The sequence below is a fragment of the Sporomusa sp. genome (genome assembly GCF_035561255.1).
GTDB lineage: Bacteria > Bacillota > Negativicutes > Sporomusales > Sporomusaceae > Sporomusa.
The window spans coordinates 17,161-39,990 of record NZ_DATMXX010000300.1; the positions used below are offsets into that span (position 1 = coordinate 17,161).

At 48.4% G+C, this 22,830-nt stretch carries 24 protein-coding genes and 1 riboswitch; of the genes, 22 read left to right on the forward strand and 2 right to left on the reverse strand.

Annotated elements, in window-relative coordinates:
- Nucleotides 1-16: 16 nt before the first annotated feature.
- Nucleotides 17-1,174: an iron-containing alcohol dehydrogenase gene (locus VN379_RS16335; protein WP_325535753.1), complete on the reverse strand. Its 1,158-nt coding sequence runs from the start codon at nucleotides 1,172-1,174 to the stop codon at nucleotides 17-19.
- Between the two features lie 345 nt (nucleotides 1,175-1,519).
- A riboswitch (cobalamin riboswitch) is annotated at nucleotides 1,520-1,719 on the forward strand.
- A 118-nt stretch (nucleotides 1,720-1,837) separates the two neighbouring features.
- Here VN379_RS16335 and VN379_RS16340 point away from each other — a divergent pair.
- The 20 genes from VN379_RS16340 (at nucleotide 1,838) to VN379_RS16435 (ending at nucleotide 19,733) form a co-directional block, all read left to right on the forward strand.
- Nucleotides 1,838-2,872 (forward strand): nicotinate-nucleotide--dimethylbenzimidazole phosphoribosyltransferase, encoded by a 1,035-nt coding sequence (locus VN379_RS16340; protein ID WP_325535755.1) that lies wholly within the window; start codon nucleotides 1,838-1,840, stop codon nucleotides 2,870-2,872.
- A gap of 104 nt (nucleotides 2,873-2,976) precedes the next feature.
- Nucleotides 2,977-4,191 carry a sensor histidine kinase gene (locus tag VN379_RS16345; RefSeq protein ID WP_325535757.1) on the forward strand — a complete coding sequence of 405 codons (1,215 nt, stop codon included), beginning with the start codon at nucleotides 2,977-2,979 and terminating at the stop codon, nucleotides 4,189-4,191.
- A 28-nt stretch (nucleotides 4,192-4,219) separates the two neighbouring features.
- Entirely contained in the window at nucleotides 4,220-5,881 is a 1,662-nt protein-coding gene (locus tag VN379_RS16350) for a response regulator (RefSeq protein WP_325535759.1), read from the forward strand.
- A gap of 295 nt (nucleotides 5,882-6,176) precedes the next feature.
- Nucleotides 6,177-6,515 carry an ethanolamine utilization microcompartment protein EutS gene (gene eutS, locus VN379_RS16355; protein ID WP_414715006.1) on the forward strand — a complete coding sequence of 113 codons (339 nt, stop codon included), beginning with the start codon at nucleotides 6,177-6,179 and terminating at the stop codon, nucleotides 6,513-6,515.
- Between the two features lie 7 nt (nucleotides 6,516-6,522).
- A complete protein-coding gene (locus tag VN379_RS16360) occupies nucleotides 6,523-6,954 on the forward strand; it encodes a EutP/PduV family microcompartment system protein (RefSeq protein WP_325535763.1) in 432 nt (143 codons plus the stop codon).
- Nucleotides 6,955-6,957: 3 nt separating this feature from the next.
- A complete protein-coding gene (gene pduA, locus VN379_RS16365; RefSeq protein WP_325535765.1) occupies nucleotides 6,958-7,233 on the forward strand; it encodes a propanediol utilization microcompartment protein PduA in 276 nt (91 codons plus the stop codon).
- Between the two features lie 25 nt (nucleotides 7,234-7,258).
- The gene (gene pduB / locus VN379_RS16370; protein WP_325535767.1) at nucleotides 7,259-8,053 is read left to right on the forward strand and encodes a propanediol utilization microcompartment protein PduB; all 795 of its coding nucleotides are present in this window, start codon (nucleotides 7,259-7,261) and stop codon (nucleotides 8,051-8,053) included.
- A gap of 18 nt (nucleotides 8,054-8,071) precedes the next feature.
- Nucleotides 8,072-9,742, forward strand: coding sequence for a propanediol/glycerol family dehydratase large subunit (locus VN379_RS16375; RefSeq protein ID WP_325535769.1), 1,671 nt, complete (start codon nucleotides 8,072-8,074; stop codon nucleotides 9,740-9,742).
- 23 nt (nucleotides 9,743-9,765) lie between these two features.
- A complete protein-coding gene (locus VN379_RS16380) occupies nucleotides 9,766-10,404 on the forward strand; it encodes a propanediol/glycerol family dehydratase medium subunit (protein WP_325535771.1) in 639 nt (212 codons plus the stop codon).
- A 20-nt stretch (nucleotides 10,405-10,424) separates the two neighbouring features.
- On the forward strand, nucleotides 10,425-10,946 hold the full coding sequence (locus VN379_RS16385) for a diol dehydratase small subunit (RefSeq protein WP_325535773.1): 522 nt from the start codon (nucleotides 10,425-10,427) through the stop codon (nucleotides 10,944-10,946).
- A gap of 12 nt (nucleotides 10,947-10,958) precedes the next feature.
- A complete protein-coding gene (locus tag VN379_RS16390; protein WP_325535775.1) occupies nucleotides 10,959-12,782 on the forward strand; it encodes a diol dehydratase reactivase subunit alpha in 1,824 nt (607 codons plus the stop codon).
- A gap of 5 nt (nucleotides 12,783-12,787) precedes the next feature.
- Nucleotides 12,788-13,273, forward strand: coding sequence for a glycerol dehydratase reactivase beta/small subunit family protein (locus tag VN379_RS16395; protein ID WP_325535776.1), 486 nt, complete (start codon nucleotides 12,788-12,790; stop codon nucleotides 13,271-13,273).
- Complete coding sequence (locus tag VN379_RS16400) at nucleotides 13,255-13,836, forward strand: BMC domain-containing protein (RefSeq protein ID WP_325535778.1); 582 nt, start codon at nucleotides 13,255-13,257, stop codon at nucleotides 13,834-13,836. Before VN379_RS16395 ends, VN379_RS16400 begins: the two co-directional genes overlap by 19 nt.
- Before the next feature lies 1 nt (nucleotide 13,837).
- Entirely contained in the window at nucleotides 13,838-14,116 is a 279-nt protein-coding gene (gene eutM, locus VN379_RS16405) for an ethanolamine utilization microcompartment protein EutM (protein WP_325535780.1), read from the forward strand.
- Between the two features lie 33 nt (nucleotides 14,117-14,149).
- Entirely contained in the window at nucleotides 14,150-14,809 is a 660-nt protein-coding gene (pduL, locus tag VN379_RS16410) for a phosphate propanoyltransferase (RefSeq protein ID WP_422663628.1), read from the forward strand.
- 1 nt (nucleotide 14,810) lies between these two features.
- Nucleotides 14,811-15,611 (forward strand): flavoprotein, encoded by an 801-nt coding sequence (locus tag VN379_RS16415; RefSeq protein ID WP_325535784.1) that lies wholly within the window; start codon nucleotides 14,811-14,813, stop codon nucleotides 15,609-15,611.
- A 19-nt stretch (nucleotides 15,612-15,630) separates the two neighbouring features.
- The gene (locus VN379_RS16420; RefSeq protein WP_325535786.1) at nucleotides 15,631-15,915 is read left to right on the forward strand and encodes a EutN/CcmL family microcompartment protein; all 285 of its coding nucleotides are present in this window, start codon (nucleotides 15,631-15,633) and stop codon (nucleotides 15,913-15,915) included.
- Between the two features lie 6 nt (nucleotides 15,916-15,921).
- Complete coding sequence (locus VN379_RS16425) at nucleotides 15,922-16,896, forward strand: cob(I)yrinic acid a,c-diamide adenosyltransferase (protein ID WP_325535788.1); 975 nt, start codon at nucleotides 15,922-15,924, stop codon at nucleotides 16,894-16,896.
- A gap of 33 nt (nucleotides 16,897-16,929) precedes the next feature.
- On the forward strand, nucleotides 16,930-18,366 hold the full coding sequence (locus VN379_RS16430) for an aldehyde dehydrogenase family protein (protein ID WP_325535790.1): 1,437 nt from the start codon (nucleotides 16,930-16,932) through the stop codon (nucleotides 18,364-18,366).
- A gap of 35 nt (nucleotides 18,367-18,401) precedes the next feature.
- On the forward strand, nucleotides 18,402-19,733 hold the full coding sequence (locus VN379_RS16435) for an SLBB domain-containing protein (RefSeq protein ID WP_325535792.1): 1,332 nt from the start codon (nucleotides 18,402-18,404) through the stop codon (nucleotides 19,731-19,733).
- Between the two features lie 220 nt (nucleotides 19,734-19,953).
- On the opposite strand, the gene VN379_RS16440 is transcribed toward VN379_RS16435, so the two are convergent.
- On the reverse strand, nucleotides 19,954-21,084 hold the full coding sequence (locus VN379_RS16440; RefSeq protein ID WP_325535794.1) for an IS110 family transposase: 1,131 nt from the start codon (nucleotides 21,082-21,084) through the stop codon (nucleotides 19,954-19,956).
- Nucleotides 21,085-21,388: 304 nt separating this feature from the next.
- Here VN379_RS16440 and VN379_RS16445 point away from each other — a divergent pair, with 304 nt between their 5' ends.
- Together VN379_RS16445 and VN379_RS16450 are read left to right on the forward strand one after the other, a co-directional pair.
- A complete protein-coding gene (locus tag VN379_RS16445; RefSeq protein WP_325535796.1) occupies nucleotides 21,389-21,937 on the forward strand; it encodes a BMC domain-containing protein in 549 nt (182 codons plus the stop codon).
- A gap of 28 nt (nucleotides 21,938-21,965) precedes the next feature.
- Nucleotides 21,966-22,691, forward strand: a complete 726-nt coding sequence (locus VN379_RS16450; RefSeq protein ID WP_325535797.1) for an MIP/aquaporin family protein — start codon at nucleotides 21,966-21,968, stop codon at nucleotides 22,689-22,691.
- Nucleotides 22,692-22,830: the final 139 nt, after the last annotated feature.

A 22,830-nucleotide genomic window follows, 5' to 3' on the forward strand; every position in this document is an offset into this window, starting at 1 on the left:
ACGCGTAGTATATCTATTATAAAATGGACCGATAGATTGCTTCTACATCCTGTTGAGTGCCCTGGCGGGGATTAGTCAGGCAGCAGACATCTTTCAGGGCACTTTCTGCCAGCCGGGGGATGTCAGTTTCGTTAAAGCCCCGCAGTTCCCGGAGTCTTGCTGGTAACCCCAAAGCTTTGTTGAGTTGCTGGACTTGGGCAATGAATGCTCTGGCATTGGCTTCGGCTGAACAACCACTGGGATCATGCCCGGCGGCACGGGCCAGGTCAGCATACTTGGTTGTGGCTGCCGGCAGGTTGAATTCCATGACAGCAGGCAGCAGGATGGCGTTGCACAGACCATGCGGCAGATTGTATAAGCCACCAAGCTGGTGGGCCAGTGCGTGCACATAGCCAAGGCTGGCATTATTAAAGGCGATACCGGCCAGGTATTCGGCATAAACCATGGCTTCCCTGGATTTTAAATCAGTACCGTTATTATAGGCGCTTTGTAAGTTACCAACAATTAACTCAACTGCTTTTATTGCTTTGCAGTCAGTTACCGGACTGGCATTTGTTGAAACATAAGCCTCAACTGCATGGGTTAACGCGTCCATGCCTGTTGCTGCCGTCAACCCTGGGGGCATCCCGAGCATCAGCTCGGCATCACTGACCGCGATAATGGGGGTCACATGCCAGTCATTAATCGTCATTTTTACATGCCGTTCTTCATCGGTAATGACGCAGAAGCGGGTGAGTTCACTGCCTGTACCGGCTGTTGTATTGATAGCAATAAGCGGCATCGCCGGCTTCTTGGATTTATTTAACCCCTCATACTGGCCAATCTCTCCGCCGTTAGCAGCGAGCAGTGCAATCGCCTTGGCGCAGTCATGGGGAGATCCGCCGCCAAAAGAAATGAGGAAGTCGCAGCCATTATCCCGCAGCAGTTTTAAGCCATAATTAACCTGGGAAACTGTCGGATTAGGCGAGACATCTTTATAGATTATGTAAAAAATGCCTTCAGAGTCAAGTAAGGAGAGGAGCTTGTCAATCAGCCCACTGTCAACTAATATTTTGTCACTGACAATTAGGGCTTTTCTGAACAGCATTGGTTTAATATAACCTGTGATTCGTTCCAGGCACTCTGTGCCCAAGATGCTAATAGGTGTCATAAAATATTCATTGACTTTTTTCATGGACTCAGCCTCCTTGTACATAAGTTCTTAAAACAATAGCATTGTTTACTGCTTTCTGCAAGACTCCTTCTATTGAATAGACGGACGTTAGCAAAAAAATGACAAATGATAGCGACTGATAACCATTTTTTTGCACTTGTGCTGAATAAGCTGTCATATACTTACTAAAATGGCAGTAGGGTTTCAACGTTTGCCTGATAGCTTGTTAGCGCTGACTCAAAGGGTTAAAATAGAACTTTTTTGACAAAATGCTTTAACATCTTGCGAATCGGATTAAGCGAAAAGGAATGTAGCTTTACCTGTAGAATGTGATATATATACAACGCGTTAAAGTTTCGCAAATTAAATAAACTCCACCACACAGGTGCCTCTCGCTGTAGAGAGGAGAATAGGGAAGTTCGGGAGGATTGTCACCAATCCTTAAACGACGCGGTCGCGCCACTGTAATCGGGGAGGAATACCTAAACTATGCCACCGGCTATCCGGGAAGGCGAGGGTGTTCCGGGGAACCGTAAGCCAGGAGACCTGCCTGTTGTGGCTGTTATTTACCCCCGCGCCAGGGGTAGTACCAGAAGGACAGGATTTTATGAGAATAGAACCCTAGCCCTTTTGGGCTAGGGGTTTTTACATTTTGGCGTAAAACAAAAGTAGGGGGAGTTAGGAATGGATTATCGGTTAGCAGTGGAGGATTTGATTGACGGTGCGGCAAAACCGCCAAACAGCCTGGGCTTACTGGAAAAGATTTTTAAAAAAATGTTGTTGGCCTGGGGAACTATGCATCCTGAGATCAAACCCTATCACCTGATTTTTGCCGCCGACAATGGTGTGGTTGAAGAAGGTGTGGTAAATTTCCCAGCCGAAATTACCTATCTCCAGGCGCAAAATATGGTAGACGGACGCGCCACGATTAGTTGCTTTTGCAGTGCTAATCAAGTGCCTTACTCAGTCATTGATATTGGGATCAATAATCAACGAACGGCCGGCATAAATCGCCGGGTTGCTTTTGGCACTAAGAATTTTATGAAGGCTGAAGCCATGACAGCAGCTGAATTTGCGCAGGCATGGCAGGTAGGGCAGGAGATGGTTGATTATGCCATTACTACCCATGGGGCTAACCTGGTGTCTTTTGGGGAAATGGGCATTGGCAATACAACGACCTCATCTGCGGTTTTGCATGCGATGACCGGAATCCTGCCTGAGTTTGTTGTGGGTTATGGGGCGGGATTGCCGAACAGTGATGTTGCCAAGAAAAAGTGTAGTGTTGTGGCCAAAGGCGTTGAACGTCATAAGGAAACCTTTACCAGGATCGAAGACATCTTACGCTGTGTTGGCGGATTGGACATTGTTGCTATCTGTGCCGGGATGACCGAGTGTGCCCGGAGAAAAACCCCTTTTGTCATTGATGGATTTATTACCGCTGTAGCTTTTGCCTGCGCTGCCAGGATTGATAAAAACGTTGAGCAATACGGCCTGCCCTCGCATATGTCGCGCGAGCCTGGTATGTCTTATGCCATGCTGCTAGGCAACATTCTGGCAGATGATGTACCGATCCGGGCGAGCATGGCGTTGGGAGAAGGTACCGGAGCCATATTAATGATTGCCATGTTAAAGACGATGACCTTTGCTATGTACAATACGGCCAGATTGTCGGACTTCGCGTTAAGTGCCCCCGACTCTCAACAATTGGAAGCGATATAAACGTATTTTTCGACGATTATTGGCATGTTACAGCAGGAATTGACTGGTCCTGTAGCAAAACTATCTCCGTAGAACAAGTGTTATCAATACAGGGAGAAATTTTTGTGCATAACTATAACCGGTTTGCGTTAGCTGAAATCGTCAATACTCAGATATTACAGGAGATTCAGGACAAATTCTCGGAAACTACCGGGATCGCGGCGGTTGTTGTTGATGCCGATGGCAAACCTGTAACTAAACCGAGCAAATTTACTGATTTTTGTTCCTATGTTCGTTCTTTCCCTGAGGGGCTGGCCCGCTGTATGGCCTGTGATGACCGCGGCGGGCGCAAGGCCATGGAAAGACAGCGTCCTTTTGTATACCATTGCCATGGCGGGCTCACTGATTTTGCCGCACCCATTATTGTTCAGAATGAATATGTCGGCGCGTTATTAGCCGGACAGGTCGTTCTGCCGCACAATGATTTTGATGCCAGGCAGGAGATGTTTAATCGTTTAGCCCCAATGGGGATGCAGACAGGAGCCTTGGCCGACTTATTTAACGAGGTTGAGGTAATACCGGAAAACCGGATCAATGCGGCTGCCGACCTATTATATATTATGGCAAATTACATTGTGGAAATGGGTGTTACCAACATTGTCCAAAAACAGCTGATGGAAGAGCTGAAAGCAAAAGCTGAGCTGGAGAACCTGCTCCGGGCCGCTGAAATGAAAGCGCTTCAATCCCAGATTAATCCACATTTTCTTTTTAACACCCTTAACACGATCGCCCGGCTCTCTTTACTGGAGGGGGCACAGCGGACGCAAGATGTTGTCCACGCTTTATCAGATCTTTTACGGACAAATTTGCGGGATATTGCAGAGATGCGCACCCTGGAGGAAGAAATTAAATCAATTGATGACTATTTAACCATTCAGAGTGTGCGGTTTGGTGACCGGATTCAGGCCTTTATTGAGATTGAGCCGGCATTACTCAAGATGTCAATTCCGGCTTTGAGTTTGCAGCCGCTTGTCGAAAATGCCATCATTCACGGGCTGGAGCCGAAAAAAGAGGGCGGACATATCCGGATTACAGGCTATAGTCAACATGATAAGGTAGCTATCGTGGTGTCAGATACCGGGGTCGGGATTTCCTCAGAGCGAATTAGTACAATCTTCAGCATCGATAAACGGGCCCGTAAAGGACATACCACCGGACTTGGCGTAATCAACGTTCACAAACGTATCCAGCATTATTTCGGCGATCAGTTTGGTTTAAGTATTGAAAGCAAAGTCGGCGAGGGTACTGATATCTTTATACACTTGCCTTCCTGCTCTTAACTGCAGAACATAAGAGGGAGAAGTTCATATGTATACACTGATGATTGCCGACGATGAGCAGCTGGAACGGCAAGCGCTACGATTTATAATCGAAAAAGATTGCCCGGAAATCCGCGTCATCTCTGAAACCGGCGATGGCAAGAGTGCTGTGGCGCTTGCCATTACTGAAAAACCGGATATTGTGCTGATGGATATCCGCATGCCGGAGATGAGTGGTTTGGAGGCGGCCCGTACGATCAGAGAACAGCTGCCTAATACCTCCATTGTCATGCTTACAGCTTTTGATGAATTTAGTTATGCTAAAGATGCCCTTTCCATTGGGGCTATGGAATATTTATTAAAGCCGCTGCGGCCGAAGGACCTGTTGCAGACGCTAAGTGCTGTCACCGAAAAAATCGGACAGCGAAAACGCAAAGAACAGGAAGAAGCCGACCTGAGAAAGAATCTGGATGAGGCCATGCCTTTTATAAAAAACTCCTTTATCCATGATCTGGTCTCAGGCAAAGTAACAGATTTAGCCAACTTTCGGGAGCGGGCCGCTTTCCTTGGTGTCAAAGCTGACTCTGGCGTTATCCTTGTTGCTAATATTGATCATTTTAAACAAATTACCCGCAGTGTTTCAGAGTTGGAAAGACAGGTAGTCAAACAGCAGGTATACCAGCAGGTTTGTAAGATTGCCGGCAAGGAGACACTGGTCATTCCCTTTGGTGGTGACGAGATTATTATCCTAATGGGCTATGAGGGTTGCGGCCAGCAGGAACTTGTCGAAACACAGGTGCGGGAGACTGCCCTGAGAATCAGAGACGGAATTACTGAATTCGGGATTAGTCTTACTATTGGTATTGGCCGTTACTTTAAGGATCCATTGCAGATTCATAAATCATACCTTGAGGCAGTAAGCGCCGAACAGCAAAAATTTTATATGGGAGATAATCAGATTATCCATATTGATGATTTGCCACATCTCAGCGCAGTGCCGTTCCGCTATCCATTTAATTATGAGCGAAACCTGCTTGACAAGGTTCGCTGTGGTGAGCGTCAGCAGGCTAAGGAAGCTTTGCGTCAGCTATTGCATGAGATTTTTACCGCCAAGGCCAGTATTGAGACCGTAAAAGCCTGTGTTTTGGAACTTTTAATTGTGTTGTCCCGAGCTGCGGTTGAGGGTGGAGCTAGTCTTGAGCAGTTGACATTGCTGAACTTTACCTGTATTAATCATTTAATGGGCTGTGGTGACCGGGAAGAAGTGCGTCGCTGGATATTGGATGCGTTAGACCAGTTCATGGACAATATGCTGGAACACCGTTCAAGTATGAATGCGAGACTGATAAATAAGGCTTGTGCCTATATAACGGAAAACTTCCATAAAAGTATCTCCCTGGATGAGGTTGCGCAGACAGTCCATCTGAGTCCCTACTATTTCAGCCGGATTTTTAAGGCTGAGCAGGGGTGTAATTTCGTCGACTTTCTGACCAAAGTAAGAATTGATAAAGCCAAAAAACTGTTGCAAAACCCGGAGTTGACGGTTGTTCGTGTTGCCAGTGAGGCTGGTTACCAGGATGCCAGCTATTTTTGCCGGGTGTTCCGGCAGGAAGTGGGGGTTACACCCAACCAATACCGGACAAAGCTTAAAAATAGCAGTAAATCTGCTCAGGCCGGCTATCTGCCGCAGCAACAACCTTCTAAAACGTAACAATAAAATACGATTGACCTTGGGTGTTGCCAAGGTTGCAAATGACCATAAGAAAAAGACTGTGAAAAACAGTCTTTTTTTGTTTTTGTCCGCAAAAGAACAATAGGTTGCCACGAAACAGTCTCAAGATCATAAACGGGCAGTATTTGGGGAAATTGCGTCCGGGGGGAATGCGCAAATATGTCCTGTGATCTGGCGACTTCATCTCAAGGTAATTATGTACAAAAAGCAAATTATTATGGCGAAAGAGATTATTCAGTCAATCCACATCAGCAGATTGTGAGGTATGGGTATGATTCAGGAAAAGCCAAGAGTGGTTCAGGAATATGTGCCAGGCAAACAAGTAACGCTGGCCCACCTTATTGCCAATCCCAAGAAAGAGCTGTGCGGGAAATTGGGGATTGTGGATAGCAACGCAATTGGCATCTTAACAATTACCCCGTGCGAGGCGGCTATTATTGCTGCCGACGCAGCGACAAAAACAGCAGATGTACAAATTGGTTTTATGGACCGTTTTACCGGCTCGGTGGTTATTACAGGCAATGTCTCCGCCGTAGAGGCCGCATTAAGGCAGGTTATTCATCTGCTGGCAGATGGCTTGGGGTTCTCCGCAGCCAAGCTTACAAGGTCGTAATGTAGTTATGATTATGCTTGTAGGACCTGTGGGAGCGGGAAAAACATCTCTGATTAATGTTCTTAATAAGAGTTGCCGGAAGGCCGAAAAAACATCAAGTATCTGTTTTAGTGACGGGGCAATTGACACACCGGGAGAATATGCGCAAATACCCCGTTTCTATTCGGCGCTGGCGGTAACCGCAACAAACGCAGAAATAGTCCTTATGGTGCAGGATGCGACAGATTTCCGGATAGCCCTTCCGCCGGGTTTTGCTGCAATGTTTCCGCGGCCGGTGGTGGGAGTGGTCACAAAAATAGATGCCCCGGGGGCTAACCAGGAGGATGCTAAGCTTCGCCTCTTTCAGGCCGGAATCAAAGAACCCTTCTTTTGTGTTTCCGCATATACCGGGGCAGGTTTGGCCGAATTAACAGATTATCTTGTGCGAAAGGAGGTGTAAACAGTGAGCGAAGCGTTAGGGTTGATTGAAACCAAAGGTTTGGTAGGGGCCATTGAGGCCGCAGACGCCATGGTTAAGGCGGCAAATGTAGTACTGGTAGGATATGAAAAGATTGGTTCAGGTTTAGTCACTGTTATGGTGCGTGGTGATGTTGGTGCTGTTAAGGCTGCTGCTGATGCTGGTGCAGCTGCTGCCAGAAATGTTGGTGAAGTTGTTTCTATTCATGTTATTCCCCGTCCTCATACAGACGTTGAAAAAATTCTTCCTAAGGTTAAGTAAGGCATAATTTTGGAGGTGTAATTACATGCAAGACCAGTTGATTGAAAAAGTAATGGATGAAATCAAAAAGCGTATGGAAACGGCTGCCGGGCCGGCAGCTGCTGCCGAAGAAACAGTAAAAGCAGCAGTTAACCCAGGGATTACCGAGTTTGTGGGTACCGCTATCGGCGACACCATTGGTTTGGTTATTGCTAATGTTGACCCGATACTCCATGAAAAAATGAAAATTGACCCCAAATACCGTTCGATTGGTATCCTTGGCGCCCGTACCGGTGCCGGTCCGCACATCATGGCTGCTGATGAAGCTGTCAAAGCCACTAACACCGAAATCGTAGCCATTGAGCTGGCCCGTGATACCAAAGGCGGTGCCGGCCATGGGTCCCTGATTATTTTCGGGGCTGAAGAGGTATCTGATGCCCGCCGGGCCATTGAGGTTGCCTTAAAAGAACTTGATCGCACCTTTGGCGATGTATATGCCAACGACGCCGGTCACCTTGAGCTTCAATACACCGCCCGGGCCAGCTATGCCATCAATAAAGCCTTTGGTGCCCCTGTTGGCAAAGCGTTTGGGTTAATCGTAGGCGCTCCGGCTGCTATTGGTGTCTTAATGGCCGATACTGCTGTAAAGACCGCCAGTGTTGAGGTTGTCGGCTATGCCAGCCCGGCAGGCGGCACCAGCTATTCCAATGAGGTCATTCTGATGGTTACCGGCGATTCCGGTGCGGTACGGCAGTCAGTAATCTCAGCCAGAGAAGTAGGCAAAAAATTGTTAGAGGCTATGGCTGGTCCGGCTCCGTCCGCAACAACGCCATATATCTAAGAACAGGGGGGAATTGAGATGAAGAGATCAAAACGTTTTGAGATGTTGGAAGCCCGCCCTGTAAACCAGGATGGTTTTGTAGTCGAGTGGCCTGAGGTCGGCCTAATGGCTATGGGCAGCCCCAATGATCCTAAACCCAGCATTAAGATAGAAAACGGTAAGATTATTGAGATGGATGGAATTCCTCGTTCCCAGTTCGACTTTATCGATCAGTTTATCGCTGACTATGCAATTGATACCTCAATTGCTGATAAAGCAATGGCCATGTCTGATACCGAAATTGCCAGGATGCTTGTTGATGTTAATGTATCACGGGACGAATTGATCAAGATTGTCCGTGGTCTGACGGCCGCTAAGCTTGTTGCCGTACTTAACACCATGAACGTAGTGGAAATGATGATGGCGATGCAAAAGATGCGGGCCAGAAAAGTTCCTTCCAATCAATGCCATGTGACCAATCCCCAGGATAATCCGGTACTTATTGCTGCCGATGCAGCCGAAGCGGCCATGCGGGGTTTTGATGAAATGGAAACAACAGTAGCTGTTGTTCGCTATGCACCCTTTAATGCTCTGGCCCTGCAAGTCGGCGGTCAGGTTGGGCGCGGCGGTGTCCTGATCCAATGTGCGCTGGAAGAAGCAACAGAGCTGCTGTTAGGGATGCGGGGCATCACCGCTTATGCCGAAACTATCTCGGTTTATGGCACGGAAAATGTATTCGTAGATGGCGATGATACCCCCTGGTCCAAAGCTTTCCTGGCTTCGGCTTATGCCTCCCGCGGTCTGAAAATGCGCTTTACCTCCGGCACAGGCTCTGAAGTCCAAATGGGTTATGCCGAAGGCAAATCCATGCTGTACCTTGAGGTGCGTTGCATTATGCTGACCCGTGGTGCCGGTGTGCAGGGACTTCAGAACGGCTCTGTAAGCTGTGTCGGTGTACCTGCTGCTGTTCCGTCCGGTATCCGCGCCATACTTGGTGAGAATCTCGCCGCTGCTATGCTTGATCTGGAGGTTGCCTCCAGTAATGACCAGACCTTTACCCATTCAGATATTCGCCGTACGGCCCGTACCCTGATGCAAATGCTGCCAGGCACTGACTTTATCTGCTCAGGCTATAGCGCAAGCCCGAACTATGATAATATGTTTGCCGGTTCTAACTGGGATGTTGACGATTATGATGACTGGAACATCATCCAGCGCGACCTCATGGTTGACGGCGGCCTTAAACCGGTATCAGAAGAAGCGGTTATCGCTATCAGGAATAAGGCGGCTAAAGCTATTCAGGCTGTGTTTAAAGAATTTGGCTTCCCGGCAATTACCGACGAGGAAGTGGAAGCTGCAACCTATGCCCACGGCACCAAAGAGATTATTAAGCGGAATGTAGTTGAAGATTTAAAAGGCGCTGAGGATATGATGAAACGCGGCATTACCGGTGTGGATATCGTAAAAGCACTTGCTAAAAGCGGCTTTGTCGATGTTGCTGAAAGTGTACTGGGTACCCTTAAACAGCGTATTTCCGGTGACTATCTCCATACTGCAGCCATCCTTGACAAACAGCTCAACGTGATCAGCGCCGTAAACTGCAAGAACGACTATCGCGGCCCTGGCACAGGCTACCGCCTCAGCAAAGAGCGTTGGGACGAGATCAAAGACATACGCCAGGCGATTAAACCGTCTGATTTCGATGTGTGATTGTAGGGGAGAGGTGAATGTAAATGCAAATTAACGAACAATTGATTCGCGAAATAATCGGGCAGGTTCTCGCTGGCATGGCACAACCGGCAACAGCTCCTAAAGCAGTGGCCGGGCGTTCGATGACCCTGGTGGAAAAGGGTGAGGCCCGTACCGGTACCCGGTCTGATGAAGTCATTATTGCCCTGGCTCCGGCTTTCGGCAAATTTCAGAATAAAACGATCGTAAATGTACCCCACAGTGATGTGCTGCGCGAAATGATTGCCGGCATTGAAGAAGAAGGCGTAAAAGCAAGGGTTGTCCGCGTTCTCCGGACATCTGACGTAGCATTTGCCGCCCATGACTGCACCAAGCTCAGTGGTTCAGGCATTGCTATCGGCATCCAGTCCCGCGGCACTACGGTCATCCATCAAAAAGACCTGCCGCCACTCAGCAACCTGGAGTTGTTTTCGCAATCCCCGCTCTTAGATCTGGAAGCGTACCGGCACATTGGCAAGAATGCGGCAAAATATGCCAAAGGGGAGTCGCCAACGCCGGTTCCGACAAAAAACGATCAAATGGCGCGGCCTAAATACCAGGCAAAAGCGGCAGTGCTGCATATAAAAGAAACAGAACACGTCGTTCCCGGCGCCAAGCCGGTTGAACTGGACGTACAGTTTTAACTAGGCGGAGGTGAAAAGAAATGTCTGAAAATAAAATGTTGGAAGATATTGTTCGTGAAGTATTAAGATCGATGGCTGGTGCCCCTCAGTCTGCTGCAGTCAAAGCTTCAGCCCCGGCTCAGCCTGCTACTCTTTGTCCGGACCGTGATTATCCGCTGGCCAGCAAGCGCCCTGAACTGCTGAAAACCCCCACAGGAAAAACCCTCGATGAGATTACCCTTGAGAAGGTTATGAACGGTGAGGTAAGCTCTGACGATGTCCGCATTACACCTCAGACCCTCAGGCTGCAAGCCGAGATTGCCGATGGTGTCGGCAGATACCAATTTGCCAATAACCTGCGCCGTGCTGCTGAGCTTGTGGCTATTCCTGATGCACGTGTATTGGAAATATATAACGCAATGCGGCCTTATCGTTCCAGCAAACAAGAACTGTTGGCAATCGCTGAAGAAATGGAAGTAAAATATAACGCAAAAATTAACGCCGCTTTCGTGAGAGAGGCCGCAGAGGTTTACGAACGCCGGAACCGTCTCAGAGCGGACTAAGGTGGGAGCCTCATGCCGATTATTGCAGGCGTGGATATTGGAAACTCCACAACTGAAGTTTGTCTGGCCCGTCTTGAACAGGGTCAATTACAGGAATACCTGACAAGCAGTATTATCAAGACAACAGGGATAAAAGGCACTCTGGCTAATGTACCAGGCATTGTTATCGCCTTACAGGAAGCCTTGAAGAATTCCGGATTGAATTTGACCCATTTAGATGAAATCCGGCTTAATGAAGCTACCCCGGTTATCGGTGACCTGGCTATGGAAACGATTACAGAAACAATCATTACTGAGTCAACTATGATTGGGCATAATCCTTCTACCCCTGGCGGTATTGGCCTGGGTGTCGGTATGACGGTAACCTTTAACCAGCTTGCCGGGACAGCCGCCGGCGAAAAGGTCATCTGCCTGATCCCGAAGGGGATTGATTTTGAAGAGGCAGCTCAGGGCATCAATGCGGCAATGGCCCGCGGTGTTATCGTCCAGGGGGCGGTAGCCCGGCAGGATGATGCTGTGCTCATTGTTAACAGACTGCAGCACAAACTACCTGTTGTCGATGAAGTTACGTTGATTGAAAAAGTCCCGGTAGGTATGTTGGCTGCAGTTGAAGTAGCCGAAGCCGGACAAACCATTAAAACACTGTCTAACCCCTATGGCCTTGCTACTGTCTTTAACCTGACAGCGGAAGAAACCAAAATGGTTGTGCCGATTGCCCGGGCTTTAATCGGTAATCGTTCGGCAGTTGTTGTCCGTACCCCGGAAGGTGATGTAAAAGCCCGTTCAATACCAGCCGGTTTTATCACAGTAGTTGGACAAAAGGGTAAAGTCGATGTTGATGTTGAAGCAGGCGCAGCTGCGATCATGGAAGCTGTGGAACGGGTACAACCGGTTATCGATGTACAGGGAGAAGCCGGTACCAATGTTAATGGGATGCTGGAAAGAGTCCGCCAGGTGATGGCCGAACTCACGGCTCAACCGGTTACGGAAATGAGAATCCAGGATGTCTTGGCTGTTGATACCTTTGTGCCGCAAAAGGTCCAGGGCGGTCTTGCCGGTGAGTTTGCCCTGGAAAGCGCCGTGGCTTTGGCTGCTATGGTTAAAACCAGCAGGCTGCCGATGCAGCAAATCGCCAATAAGCTTAATGACGAACTGGGTGTCCGGGTAGTGATTGCCGGTGTGGAAGCCAATATGGCGATTCGCGGCGCGTTAACAACCCCGGGTACCGATAAGCCTTTAGCCATCCTGGACATGGGCGGTGGTTCAACCGATGCGGCCATTATAACCAGAGACGGCCAGGTGCATTCCATTCACTTGGGCGGCGCCGGTGATATGACCACAATGCTGATTAATTCAGAACTGGGGCTTAATGATTTTGACCTGGCTGAGGATATTAAGAAATATCCCCTGGCTAAGGTGGAGAGCTTGTATCATGTCAGGCTGGAAGACGGCACAGTAAAATTTTATGATAACCATCTGCCGCCGCATGTCTTTGCCAGGGTCGTTATTTTAAAAGAGGGGGACATGGTCCCGATTCCTTTTGACCACGCGCTTGACAGAATCAGGCATGTGCGGCGGGAGGCCAAAAAACGTGTGTTTGTCACCAACTCGCTGCGCTCGCTGGCCCGGGTGGCCCCTACCGGCAATATCAGGCATATTGAATTTGTTGTATTAGTGGGCGGCTCAGCCATGGACTTTGAGGTGGCAGACATGGTGACAGATGCATTGGCTGAATATGGAATTGTTTGCGGGCGGGGTAATATCCGCGGCAGTCAAGGCCCACGCAACGCCGTTGCTACAGGTCTGGTATTGTCTTATCTTGATAGTGAGGCGTGAACAGTATGCAGTCAGAACCAACGTTAAACAGACCCAGTATTATTATTTGCACATTTCCCCATCCCGGTTATGAAGCTAAACTGCGTGAGCTCCAGGCCGGTATGGAGGAAGAAGGGGTGCCATGCTCGCTCCTAACCGGTGAAGACCTTGACTCTATTGCGCTGGCTTATCAGGGTGCTCATATGTCGCCGCTCGGGGTAGGGGTAGGCATCAGCCCTGCCGGGATGTGTATTCATTACCGGAAACTGCCTGAACGTCAGCCGCTGTTTGTTTTAGGTAGTGAGGCGGATGTAACAGAATGGCGGCGTTTTGGCTATAATGCTGCACGGTTGGTCAAAGGGCTTCCCTTTAAAGACCAACAGATAGAAGAAGCTGGTACCCCTGTGGATACCACACAATTATATGCAAGCGTTCGCGAGATTGTCCTTAAAGTACTGCAGGAATTTGCTCAAGGCCATGGGGAGGTGAATACATGGTCAAAAACGCCTTAGGTTTGATTGAGGTAGTGGGTTTGGCTGCCGGTCTGGAAGCCGCTGATGCCGCGATTAAGGCAGCTAATGTTGAATTGCTTGGTTATGAGCTTACGAAAGGTGGCGGCATGGTTGTTATCAAGCTATGTGGGGATGTCGGGGCTGTTAAGGCTGCTGTCGATGCAGCTGCCGTGGCAGCAGCCAAGGTAAATAAAGTATACGCCACACATGTGATACCCCGTCCGCATCAGGAACTCGCTGGTATTGTAATCACTAAAGAAACTGTAGGCAGAAATCCGGCTGAAGCTGAGCCTGAGCCAGAGCCAGAGCCAATAGCAGCTCAATTACCTGGTGAACAAACAGAAGCGGTTGAGACGCCAGCTTTGGCTGAAGCGGAACCAACTTCTGCGGCAGCAGTGATTATAGTTAGCGAGCCTGTTACCGAGCAAGAACATGTGGAACCGGTCGTTGCCGTTAGTCTGGCTGAGATTTGCAACCTGTGTGGCGACCCGGTGTGCTTACGTAAAAAGGGTGACCCCAGAGTGACTTGCATTCATTATGATAAAAACAAGGAGGATGAATAGTATGCGCGGAGAGGCATTAGGAATGGTGGAAACTAAGGGTTTAGTGGGTGCGATTGAGGCTGCTGATGCTATGGTAAAAGCAGCTAACGTAGTATTAGTCGGCTATGAGAAGATTGGTTCAGGGTTGGTTACTGTAATGGTGCGCGGTGATGTTGGGGCTGTAAAAGCTGCCACTGACAGCGGTGCAGCAGCAGCGCAGCGGGTTGGTGAGTTAGTATCTGTTCACGTTATTCCCCGCCCCCATACCGATATCGAGAAGATTCTTCCCAAGGTAGAATAAGCCTTATATATAGCCAACTGACGGGGTGAGATGATGGAGCAGAAATTACTTGAACAAATTGTTGGCCAGGTACTGGCGGCAATGTCTAATGCAGAGCAGGGCGAACAGGCCGAGAAAGGTATCCCGGTAGGTGTATCTAATCGCCACATCCACCTCTCTGCTGAGCATGTTGACACTCTGTTTGGCAGCGGTTATACCCTCACCAAGGATAAGGACCTGAAACAGGTCGGCGAATTTGCTGCCAAGGAAACTGTCACCCTGGTAGGGCCTAAAGGCGTTATGCGCGGTGTGCGGGTCTTAGGCCCGGTCCGCACGTTTACCCAGCTTGAAATAGCCCGTACTGACGGATTCAGCCTGGGAGTAGTTCCGCCGCTTAGAGATTCGGGTAAAATCCAGGGGTCACCGGGTATTGTCATTGTTGGTCCCAAAGGCGCCGTTACCCTGACAGAAGGGGTGATCTGCGCCGCCCGCCATATTCACATGCAGGAGGCTGATGCCCGGCAGCTTAATGTTGCCGATGGCGATCGGGTCACTGTCACCGTCAATGGTCCGCGCGGCGGGACTTTCGCCAATGTGCTGGTACGGGTAAACCCGGACTTCCGTCTGGAATTTCACATTGATACAGATGAAGCAAATGCCGCCGAGCTCAAGAATGGCGATCGGGTCACTTTAGCGGCGGTGGGGGAGAAATAGTGTGGACAATGAAACGCTTGTGAAGTTAATTACCGCCGAGGTAATGCGCCAGCTCAAGCAAAACACGGGTTCAGACGTGGTGCAGAATGACGGCCCGTTGCACACTGCGTTGGCTATTTTCACGGGTGGAACCATTGGTCTTGAACCAAGCCTGGAGGAACTGAAAAAACTACAGGCCATTCAAACTGAGCTTACCATTGTTCTTTCCGCAGCTGCAGAAACAATTATCGGGATAAGCTGGATAAAAGAAAAACTGGGTAGTCACGTCAATGTTATTACTGCCCAGTCCCCTTATCCAGGGGATTATCTACGGGCGGCCGATGTTGTGCTGGTGCCTGTACTTACCCAAAATACTGCAGCCAAGGTTGCACATACTTTTTCAGATACAATGGTGTCTACCTTAATACTTCAAGCCTTGATGTTTGGCAAACCCGTAATAGCAGCACAAAATGCCGCCGATCCCCAGGACGGCTGGCGAATTAAAAAGAATATGGGAAAAGCTGCTCCGGCGCTTAGAGAAGCGCTGCAAGGCAACCTTACTAAGCTTGGGACCTATGGAATACAGCTTGTTTCAATTGACAGTCTGGCTGATACGGCGAGACAAATATTGATCCGGGAAAGTAACCCGCAAGTGCCACAGAGTCTGGTAAAAACCTCAAAAAAGCAAATACTTGATGCTGATATGGTCAGACGTGCTGCCCAGAGTGGTGCGAAAGCTGTTACTGTGGCCCAAGGTACGATTATTACTCCTTTAGCACGCGATATCGCCAGAGAATGTAATATAGAGATTATGTACAGTTAAACAAAGAGGGTGAATAGAGATGTGGGTAGGGAAGATAATCGGCACACTTGTTGCCACCCCCAAAGACGACAGCCTGACAGGCAGTAAACTCCTTATTGTGCAGCCGGTCCGGTTTGGCAATCGTCCGGCCGGTAACCCGCTGGTAGCGGTAGATACAATCGGTGCCGGTACCGGTGAAACGGTCCTTGTCGTTGATGGCAGTTCTGCCCGCCATGTGACAGGCAACCCGCAAGCGGCGGTAGATGCTGCCATTATTGGAATTATTGACAACATCGAAATCAATAAAAGCTTACTCGAGGAGTAATGTGCCATGAAGGTGTATACCAAGACAGGTGATGAAGGAAAAACCAGCCTGCTGAGCAAGGAGCGGGTATTTAAAGATAGTATCAGGGTACACGCTTACGGTACTGTAGATGAGGCGAATGCTGCCATGGGCCTGGGAAAATCCTTGACAGATAAACAATGGGCCATTGATATCATTCATAGGATTCAGCAGGAGTTAATCCTGTTAAATGCCGATTTGGCGACAGACAGTGTAGTGGACAACAGCACCTATCGTATTACCCCCGCTCATGTAGAACAGCTGGAAAGCATCATCGACACATTGGAACAGCAGCGTATTCCGCAACCGTACTTTGTTACACCAGGGGGAACGTCAGCCAGTGCGGCATTCGATTTAGCGCGTACTATTGTCCGGCGGGCTGAACGGTGTATTGTCAGACTCAGACGTACCGAAACGGTGCCAATACCTGTTGCGCTTTATTTAAACAGGTTGTCCGACCTGCTCTATGTTGTTGCAAGGTGTGTTGAACAGGAAGATCTGATTGCTAAAGTTGCTAAAGCCGTACAACAGGTTCTGCAAAGCCGGGAGCAAATCGATGGGGGGAAGAACGCTATGCTGGAAAAAGCCAAGAAAATGGTTGAAGCTGCCGAAAAGAAGGCGATTGAAATCGGCGTACCTATGGTTATCGCTATTGTGGATAACGGCGGTAATCTTGTTGCCCAGGAACGCATGGATAATGCATTATTGGCCAGTGTATCGATTGCACTAAACAAAGCATATACCGCAGTTGCTCTCAAAATGACGACCGAGCAAGCAGCCAGTGCAGCCCAACCTGGTCAAATGCTCTATGGATTAAATACCACCGATGGCTGCCGGCTTGTTATATTCGGCGGTGGCCTGCCTATTTGGGACAACGGTAATTTAGTCGGCGCAATCGGTGTGAGCGGTGGATCTGTTGATGAAGATGTAACTGTAGCCAAAGCCGGTCTGGCTGCCTACTAAAGCTGGCGGCCTGGAACGGAAGGAGGAAGATAAGTGACGATTGATCAAAGCTTAATTGCAAAAATTACAGCAGAAGTGTTAGCCCGGGTACAGGAGCAAAAAAATGAGGCTGCCAGTGATGGTGGTATTTTTACAACAATTGACGAAGCTGTCGCGGCAGCGCGTTTTGCGCAGCAGCAGCTGAAAAAATTGTCAATTGAAAAACGGGAGATTTTAATTCAAGCCATGCGGCAAGTGACCTCTGACAATGCCGGGTTGCTTGCAGAAATGGCAGTCAAAGAATCAGGTATGGGCCGGGTAGATGATAAAACTCTCAAAAACCGGTTGGCCGCTGCTAAAACTCCGGGTACTGAAGATCTGAAAAGCGAGGCCTGGAGCGGTGATTGTGGTTTAACGCTTATTGAGATGGGGCCTTACGGTGTGATTGGCTCAATTACACCAACGACTAATCCTTCAGAAACTGTAATTTGTAACGGCATTGGGATGATTGCTGCTGGTAACGCCGTTGTTTTTAGCCCCCATCCCACCGCTAAAAATACATCACTGACAACCATAAAGCTGTTAAACGAAGCGATTATCAAAGCAGGTGGCCCTGCTAATCTGCTAACCGCTGTTGCTGAACCGTCACTGGCAGCAACCAACGCCATGATGCAGCATCCGGGGATTAATATGCTTGTGGCCACTGGTGGCCCGGCGGTGGTAAAGGCTGTCATGTCTGCCGGCAAAAAAGCTATTGGCGCCGGTGCCGGCAACCCGCCTGCGGTTGTCGATGAAACCGCAGATATCGAAAAAGCGGCAAGGGATATTATTGCCGGTTGCTCTTTTGATAATAACCTGCCGTGTATTGCGGAAAAAGAGGTTATTGCCGTCGGTAGTATCGCCGATAAACTAATGGCTTACATGCAGCGTTATGGCGCCTATTTAATCTCCGGTCAGGATATTGACCGGCTGGCTGCGGTCATTTTAACCGAGAAAGTAGAATTAGCAGCTGCCGGTTGCACGGAAAAGCCTAAGAAAATATACGGGGTCAACAAAAATTATGTTGGCAAAGATGCCAAGTATATATTAAGCCAAATCGGTATTAGTGTTCCGGACAGTATCCGCGCCATTATTTGTGAAACCAGCGCCGATCATCCTTTTGTTATCGAAGAACTGATGATGCCGGTATTACCTATCGTGCAGGTAAAAGACATTGATGCAGCCATTGAATTAGCTGTTAAGGTCGAGCATGGCAACAGGCATACGGCGATTATGCACTCTAAGAATGTCGATCATCTGACCCGGCTGGCTAAAGCCATTGAGACGACCATATTTGTTAAAAATGCACCATCGTTTGCTGGTATTGGTGTTGGCGGCGAAGGCTTTACCACCTTTACTATCGCCGGGCCAACAGGCGAAGGACTTACCTCGGCGCGCAGTTTTACCCGCCAGCGCCGCTGTGTGCTTGTTGATGCACTATCTATTGTGTGAATAACATGATACCGCCAAAGGAAGTAGGTGCCAGTATGCGGGATGAGATTATTGCCGCAGTAAAGGCGGCAGGAGTAGTGGGAGCCGGTGGTGCCGGCTTCCCCACTCATATAAAAATCAATGCTGCTGTTGATACAGTTATTGTCAACGGGGCTGAATGTGAACCACTGCTCAGAGCTCACCAGCTCATTATGGCCAGTGAGAGTGAAAGGCTTATCATTGGGTTGCGGGCCGTCATGGTGGCGACCGGTGCCCGCCGCGGGGTTATTGGCTTAAAACGTAAGTATGAAGAGGCCGTAACCAAGCTGCAGGCTGTGTTAAAACAAATGAATGCCCGGGAAATCGAATTGTTTTTCCTGCCTGATATCTATCCGGCCGGCGATGAACAGGTATTGCTGCATGAGGTAACCGGCAGGGTAGTCCCTGAGGGTGGTATCCCGCTGCATGTCGGTGTCGTTGTAGCCAATGTTGAGACCCTGGTTAATGTGGCCGAAGCGCTCTCAGGGAAACCGGTTGTGGATAAATATGTTACCGTAACAGGCGCGGTTAACAAACCTGCGACATTTAAAGTGCCCATAGGCATGGCCATCAGTGAGTTAATCCAGTTGGCTGGTGGTGCCAAGGTACGCCCCTATGCGGTTATTGATGGTGGTCCAATGATGGGTAAGCTGACTACCGATGATCAGCCTGTTACCAAAACGACTGGCGGCATTATTGTGCTGCCCCGGAATCATTCACTGGTGACCGAAAAAAGTACACCCTGGGCAGCCATCGCTAACAGGGCAAAGGCTGTCTGTTGCAACTGCCGGGCTTGTACCGATGTCTGCCCGCGCAATCTCCTGGGTCATAGCCTGGAACCGCATCGCATTATGCAGGCTATTGGCAGAGGGCAGTATCACGAAGCAGATGTTGTTACCAAAGCGTTTTTATGCTCCGAATGTGGTGCCTGTGACTCTTTTGGCTGCAGCATGGGATTATCGCCGCGCCGTGTTAACGCTGAGCTGAAGCGGCAATTTGGCCAGGCCCGTATTAAGAATCCCCATAATGCCAAACCGCAAAGCTCCCGCCTTCACAGGGAGTACCGCCTTATTCCCACAAAGCGTCTGCTCTACCGGCTGGGGCTGGGTGAATATGATGTCAAAGCGCCGCTACAGACTGAGCCTGTCACAACAAAATATGTCAGAATATTGCTAATTCAACATATCGGTGCTCCGGCAAAACCGGTTGTAGCTGTTGGTGCTATCGTCAACAAAGGTGATATCATCGCCGTTATTCCTGAAGGAGCTGCTGTTGGCACCAATCTACATGCAAGTATCGCAGGTCAAGTTTATGCTGTGGACCGTTCGGTTGACATTCGGACAATGTAATGCAGCAGGGGGAGAATAGCGTGAAAAATAATTCGTAATCGCTAAAAAAGGGCGCAGCAAATAAAGGTCTTAAGAGACCCTGAAAAAACTGATTTAGACAGCAGGAATATCAGTAGCTTTAATTACCCCAGTGGAAATGAGAAGCCTTACAGCTTGCTTTATCGCTTTTTCCTTCTGACGTTCTAAAAGCTCTTGAGGCATATCAATTTTGTAAAGGTCGCTAGGATTCCATTCTTCGCCGGTAATGAACATATTGTAAATAGCAGTAAGAATCATCCTTGCGATAGCAATAATAGCTCTTTTTTTGCCTCTCCTTTTTGTAAATGCGTTCGTATTTGTTTTGGTAGTAAGGTGATTTGTTAGATTTCACGGAAGCATGTGCGACTTGCACCAATGCAGGTTTTAGGTAGACTCCGGCACGTGTAATTCTAACAGATTTCTTCTTACCAGCAGATTCGTTGTTTCCGGGTGTTAAACCAGCCCAGCAGCATAATCTCTTGGAGTTGGCGAAATGAGACATATCCGTACCAATCTCGGAGATGATAGTGATTGCGGAATTCCTATCGACTCCGGGAATGGTACAAAGAAGTTTAATGGCAGGTTCAAAAGGAGCAATCATCTCATCAAGTTTTTTGTCCAGCTTAACAATAGAATTCTGAACAAATTCAAGATGAGAGCGAATCAATAATATACGATCCTTTTGCTCCCTGGTCATCTGATAGCCTTCAATAGATTCAATCACGGTATTTGCTTTTTTCTTCAAGGATTTTAGGAGTAGTGAAGAACAGTGTTGTGGATCAAAGTTGTCTGTAGAAATTAAGTAGTCGGTGATGGAAGCGGCAGATTTGCCAAACATGTCGGAAACGACAGCATCAAGGGCTACATTGCAAACCGTGAAAGCATTTTGAAAACGATTCTTTTCACTGCTCTTGCAGGATACAAGTTTATAGCGGTATCGGGTATACTCACGAAGAATTCGTATTGGTTTATCAGGAATGTAGCTTCCAGGAACTAGACCAAGACGAAACAAGTCTCCAATCCATTTGGAGTCTTTGGTATCATCCTTATTACCTTTGACAGCTTTAACCCACTTAGGGTTGGCAACGGTGATTCGAATGGTATCTTCCAAAAGGTTATAAATAGGAATGTAATATTTGCCGGTTGATTCCATGCAAACATCAAAACAGTTATTATCAATTAACCACTGTTTGAATTGCAAAATAGAATTGTTGAAAGTAGCGAATCTTTTCTTAGAATACTGCGGGGTAATTCCTTCTGAAGTGATCAGTGTAGCGACGAGAAATGTTTTATGTACATCGACGCCACAGCAAATGGGGTGAACAACTTTCATGTGCTGCCTCCTTCGAGATTAGAAATGGGAGAAAGAAGGCATTGACTGAATCATCACACATTTAACGATTAGCTAAAGCAATTTTTAGCGTTCGGTCTTATAGAACCACTTATTTGTGCTTGGAAGATGATTCATACACTGATTAAAATACTGTTTTAGGCTAAGAAGGGCAATCTACGACTCCTCCTACCGTGCTTTGTAGTTTACCTTCTCCTCAAAACTAAGATAGCATTTTGGTGCAAGTCGCACACCACTTTTCATAACTATTTGTGCCGCCAGCGACAGCGGCGGAATGGAGATTAAAATGAAACGTGCCATCGGATTATTAGAGATTAAAAATATTACAAAAGGTATCCTGGTTGCCGACACGATGTTAAAGGCGGCTAATGTTGAGTTGATTATGTCTCAACCCCTGTGCCCGGGTAAATATGTGGTTATGGTCGCCGGTGATGTGGGCGCTGTACAAAGCGCTGTACGGAGCGGTAAGGGGGTTGGCACAGAGAACATTGTCGATGAATTTGTGCTTCCCAATATTCATCCGGATGTATTTCAGGCACTATCAGGCTGTACGGAGGTCAAGCAAATAAAGGCATTAGGTGTTATCGAAAGCTACTCGGTAGCGTCAGCCATTGTTGCTGCCGATACGGCAGCCAAAGCTGCCGCCATACAGCTCCTGGAAGTCCGCTTAGCACGCGGCATGGGCGGAAAAGCTGTCGTATCACTAAGCGGTGAGGTTGGTGCCGTAACTGCGGCAGTCCGTGCGGGCAGTAATGCCATCCAGGACAGCGGATTCCTGGTTGATCAGCTTGTTATCCCTGCACCACACCATGGTCTTCATCAGGCACTATTCTAAAATATCGTACAGAGGGAGGGTATCATGTATGACTAATTTATTTGGTGAATTTTTTGGTACTATGGTTCTTATTATCTTCGGCGGCGGTGTTGTCGCCAACTGCCTCCTGAGTAAATCCAAGGCTGAGGGGTCTGGCTGGTTCGTTATTGTAACAGGCTGGGCTATGGCAGTCATGCTTGGCGTATTTAGCGCTATTGCAACAGGTGCTCCTCAGGCTGATCTCAATCCGGCGGTAACTTTTGCGAAAACATTCTTAGGCGTATACGAACCAGGACATGCAATAATGACAATGATTGCCGAAATCGCCGGCGGTATCGCCGGCGCGGTTATCGTGTGGCTGGCCTTCCTGCCACACTGGGAAGTTACTGAAGATAAAGGCGCTAAACTGGCTATCTTTTGCACAGGCCCTGCTATTCGTAACACGTTTGCCAACCTGTTGTGTGAAATCATTGCAACTGCGATGCTGATTATTGGTATCTTTGTTATCTTTTCTAAGTCTGTGGGAACCTTAGCTCCTGGATTTGGTCCTTATCTTGTGGGTATGTTAGTATGGGCACTTGGCCTCAGCCTTGGCGGCCCCACCGGCTATGCCCTTAATCCTGCCCGTGATCTTGGCCCCCGTATTGCTCATGCAATTCTGCCGATTGCCGGCAAGGGTGACTCTGACTGGGGTTATGCCTGGATTCCGGTGGTGGGCCCTATGGCTGGTGCCGGTCTGGGAGTGTTTATCTGCAAGATGGCCGGCGTGCTGTAAGTGTTTCTTGCTAAACACTAGCGGCCTGAAATAAATCATAAAGGTTAAATAATTGAAGGCCCCTCAGTAGAATAATAACTACTATAGGCGGTCTTCATTTTTTTTAATATAAAGAAAGTATAAGTTTTGAGAGGCTGAA

Bases quoted from the DNA above. Each gene is read 5' to 3' on its own strand.
- VN379_RS16335 (WP_325535753.1), bottom strand. From the start codon at position 1,174: ATGAAAAAAGTCAATGAATATTTTATGACACCTATTAGCATCTTGGGC.
- VN379_RS16340 (WP_325535755.1), top strand. From the start codon at position 1,838: ATGGATTATCGGTTAGCAGTGGAGGATTTGATTGACGGTGCGGCAAAA.
- VN379_RS16350 (WP_325535759.1), top strand. From the start codon at position 4,220: ATGTATACACTGATGATTGCCGACGATGAGCAGCTGGAACGGCAAGCG.
- VN379_RS16360 (WP_325535763.1), top strand. From the start codon at position 6,523: ATGATTATGCTTGTAGGACCTGTGGGAGCGGGAAAAACATCTCTGATT.
- pduB (WP_325535767.1), top strand. From the start codon at position 7,259: ATGCAAGACCAGTTGATTGAAAAAGTAATGGATGAAATCAAAAAGCGT.
- VN379_RS16375 (WP_325535769.1), top strand. From the start codon at position 8,072: ATGAAGAGATCAAAACGTTTTGAGATGTTGGAAGCCCGCCCTGTAAAC.
- VN379_RS16380 (WP_325535771.1), top strand. From the start codon at position 9,766: ATGCAAATTAACGAACAATTGATTCGCGAAATAATCGGGCAGGTTCTC.
- VN379_RS16385 (WP_325535773.1), top strand. From the start codon at position 10,425: ATGTCTGAAAATAAAATGTTGGAAGATATTGTTCGTGAAGTATTAAGA.
- VN379_RS16390 (WP_325535775.1), top strand. From the start codon at position 10,959: ATGCCGATTATTGCAGGCGTGGATATTGGAAACTCCACAACTGAAGTT.
- VN379_RS16395 (WP_325535776.1), top strand. From the start codon at position 12,788: ATGCAGTCAGAACCAACGTTAAACAGACCCAGTATTATTATTTGCACA.
- VN379_RS16400 (WP_325535778.1), top strand. From the start codon at position 13,255: ATGGTCAAAAACGCCTTAGGTTTGATTGAGGTAGTGGGTTTGGCTGCC.
- eutM (WP_325535780.1), top strand. From the start codon at position 13,838: ATGCGCGGAGAGGCATTAGGAATGGTGGAAACTAAGGGTTTAGTGGGT.
- pduL (WP_422663628.1), top strand. From the start codon at position 14,150: ATGGAGCAGAAATTACTTGAACAAATTGTTGGCCAGGTACTGGCGGCA.
- VN379_RS16420 (WP_325535786.1), top strand. From the start codon at position 15,631: ATGTGGGTAGGGAAGATAATCGGCACACTTGTTGCCACCCCCAAAGAC.
- VN379_RS16425 (WP_325535788.1), top strand. From the start codon at position 15,922: ATGAAGGTGTATACCAAGACAGGTGATGAAGGAAAAACCAGCCTGCTG.
- VN379_RS16435 (WP_325535792.1), top strand. From the start codon at position 18,402: ATGCGGGATGAGATTATTGCCGCAGTAAAGGCGGCAGGAGTAGTGGGA.
- VN379_RS16440 (WP_325535794.1), bottom strand. From the start codon at position 21,084: ATGAAAGTTGTTCACCCCATTTGCTGTGGCGTCGATGTACATAAAACA.
- VN379_RS16445 (WP_325535796.1), top strand. From the start codon at position 21,389: ATGAAACGTGCCATCGGATTATTAGAGATTAAAAATATTACAAAAGGT.
- VN379_RS16450 (WP_325535797.1), top strand. From the start codon at position 21,966: ATGACTAATTTATTTGGTGAATTTTTTGGTACTATGGTTCTTATTATC.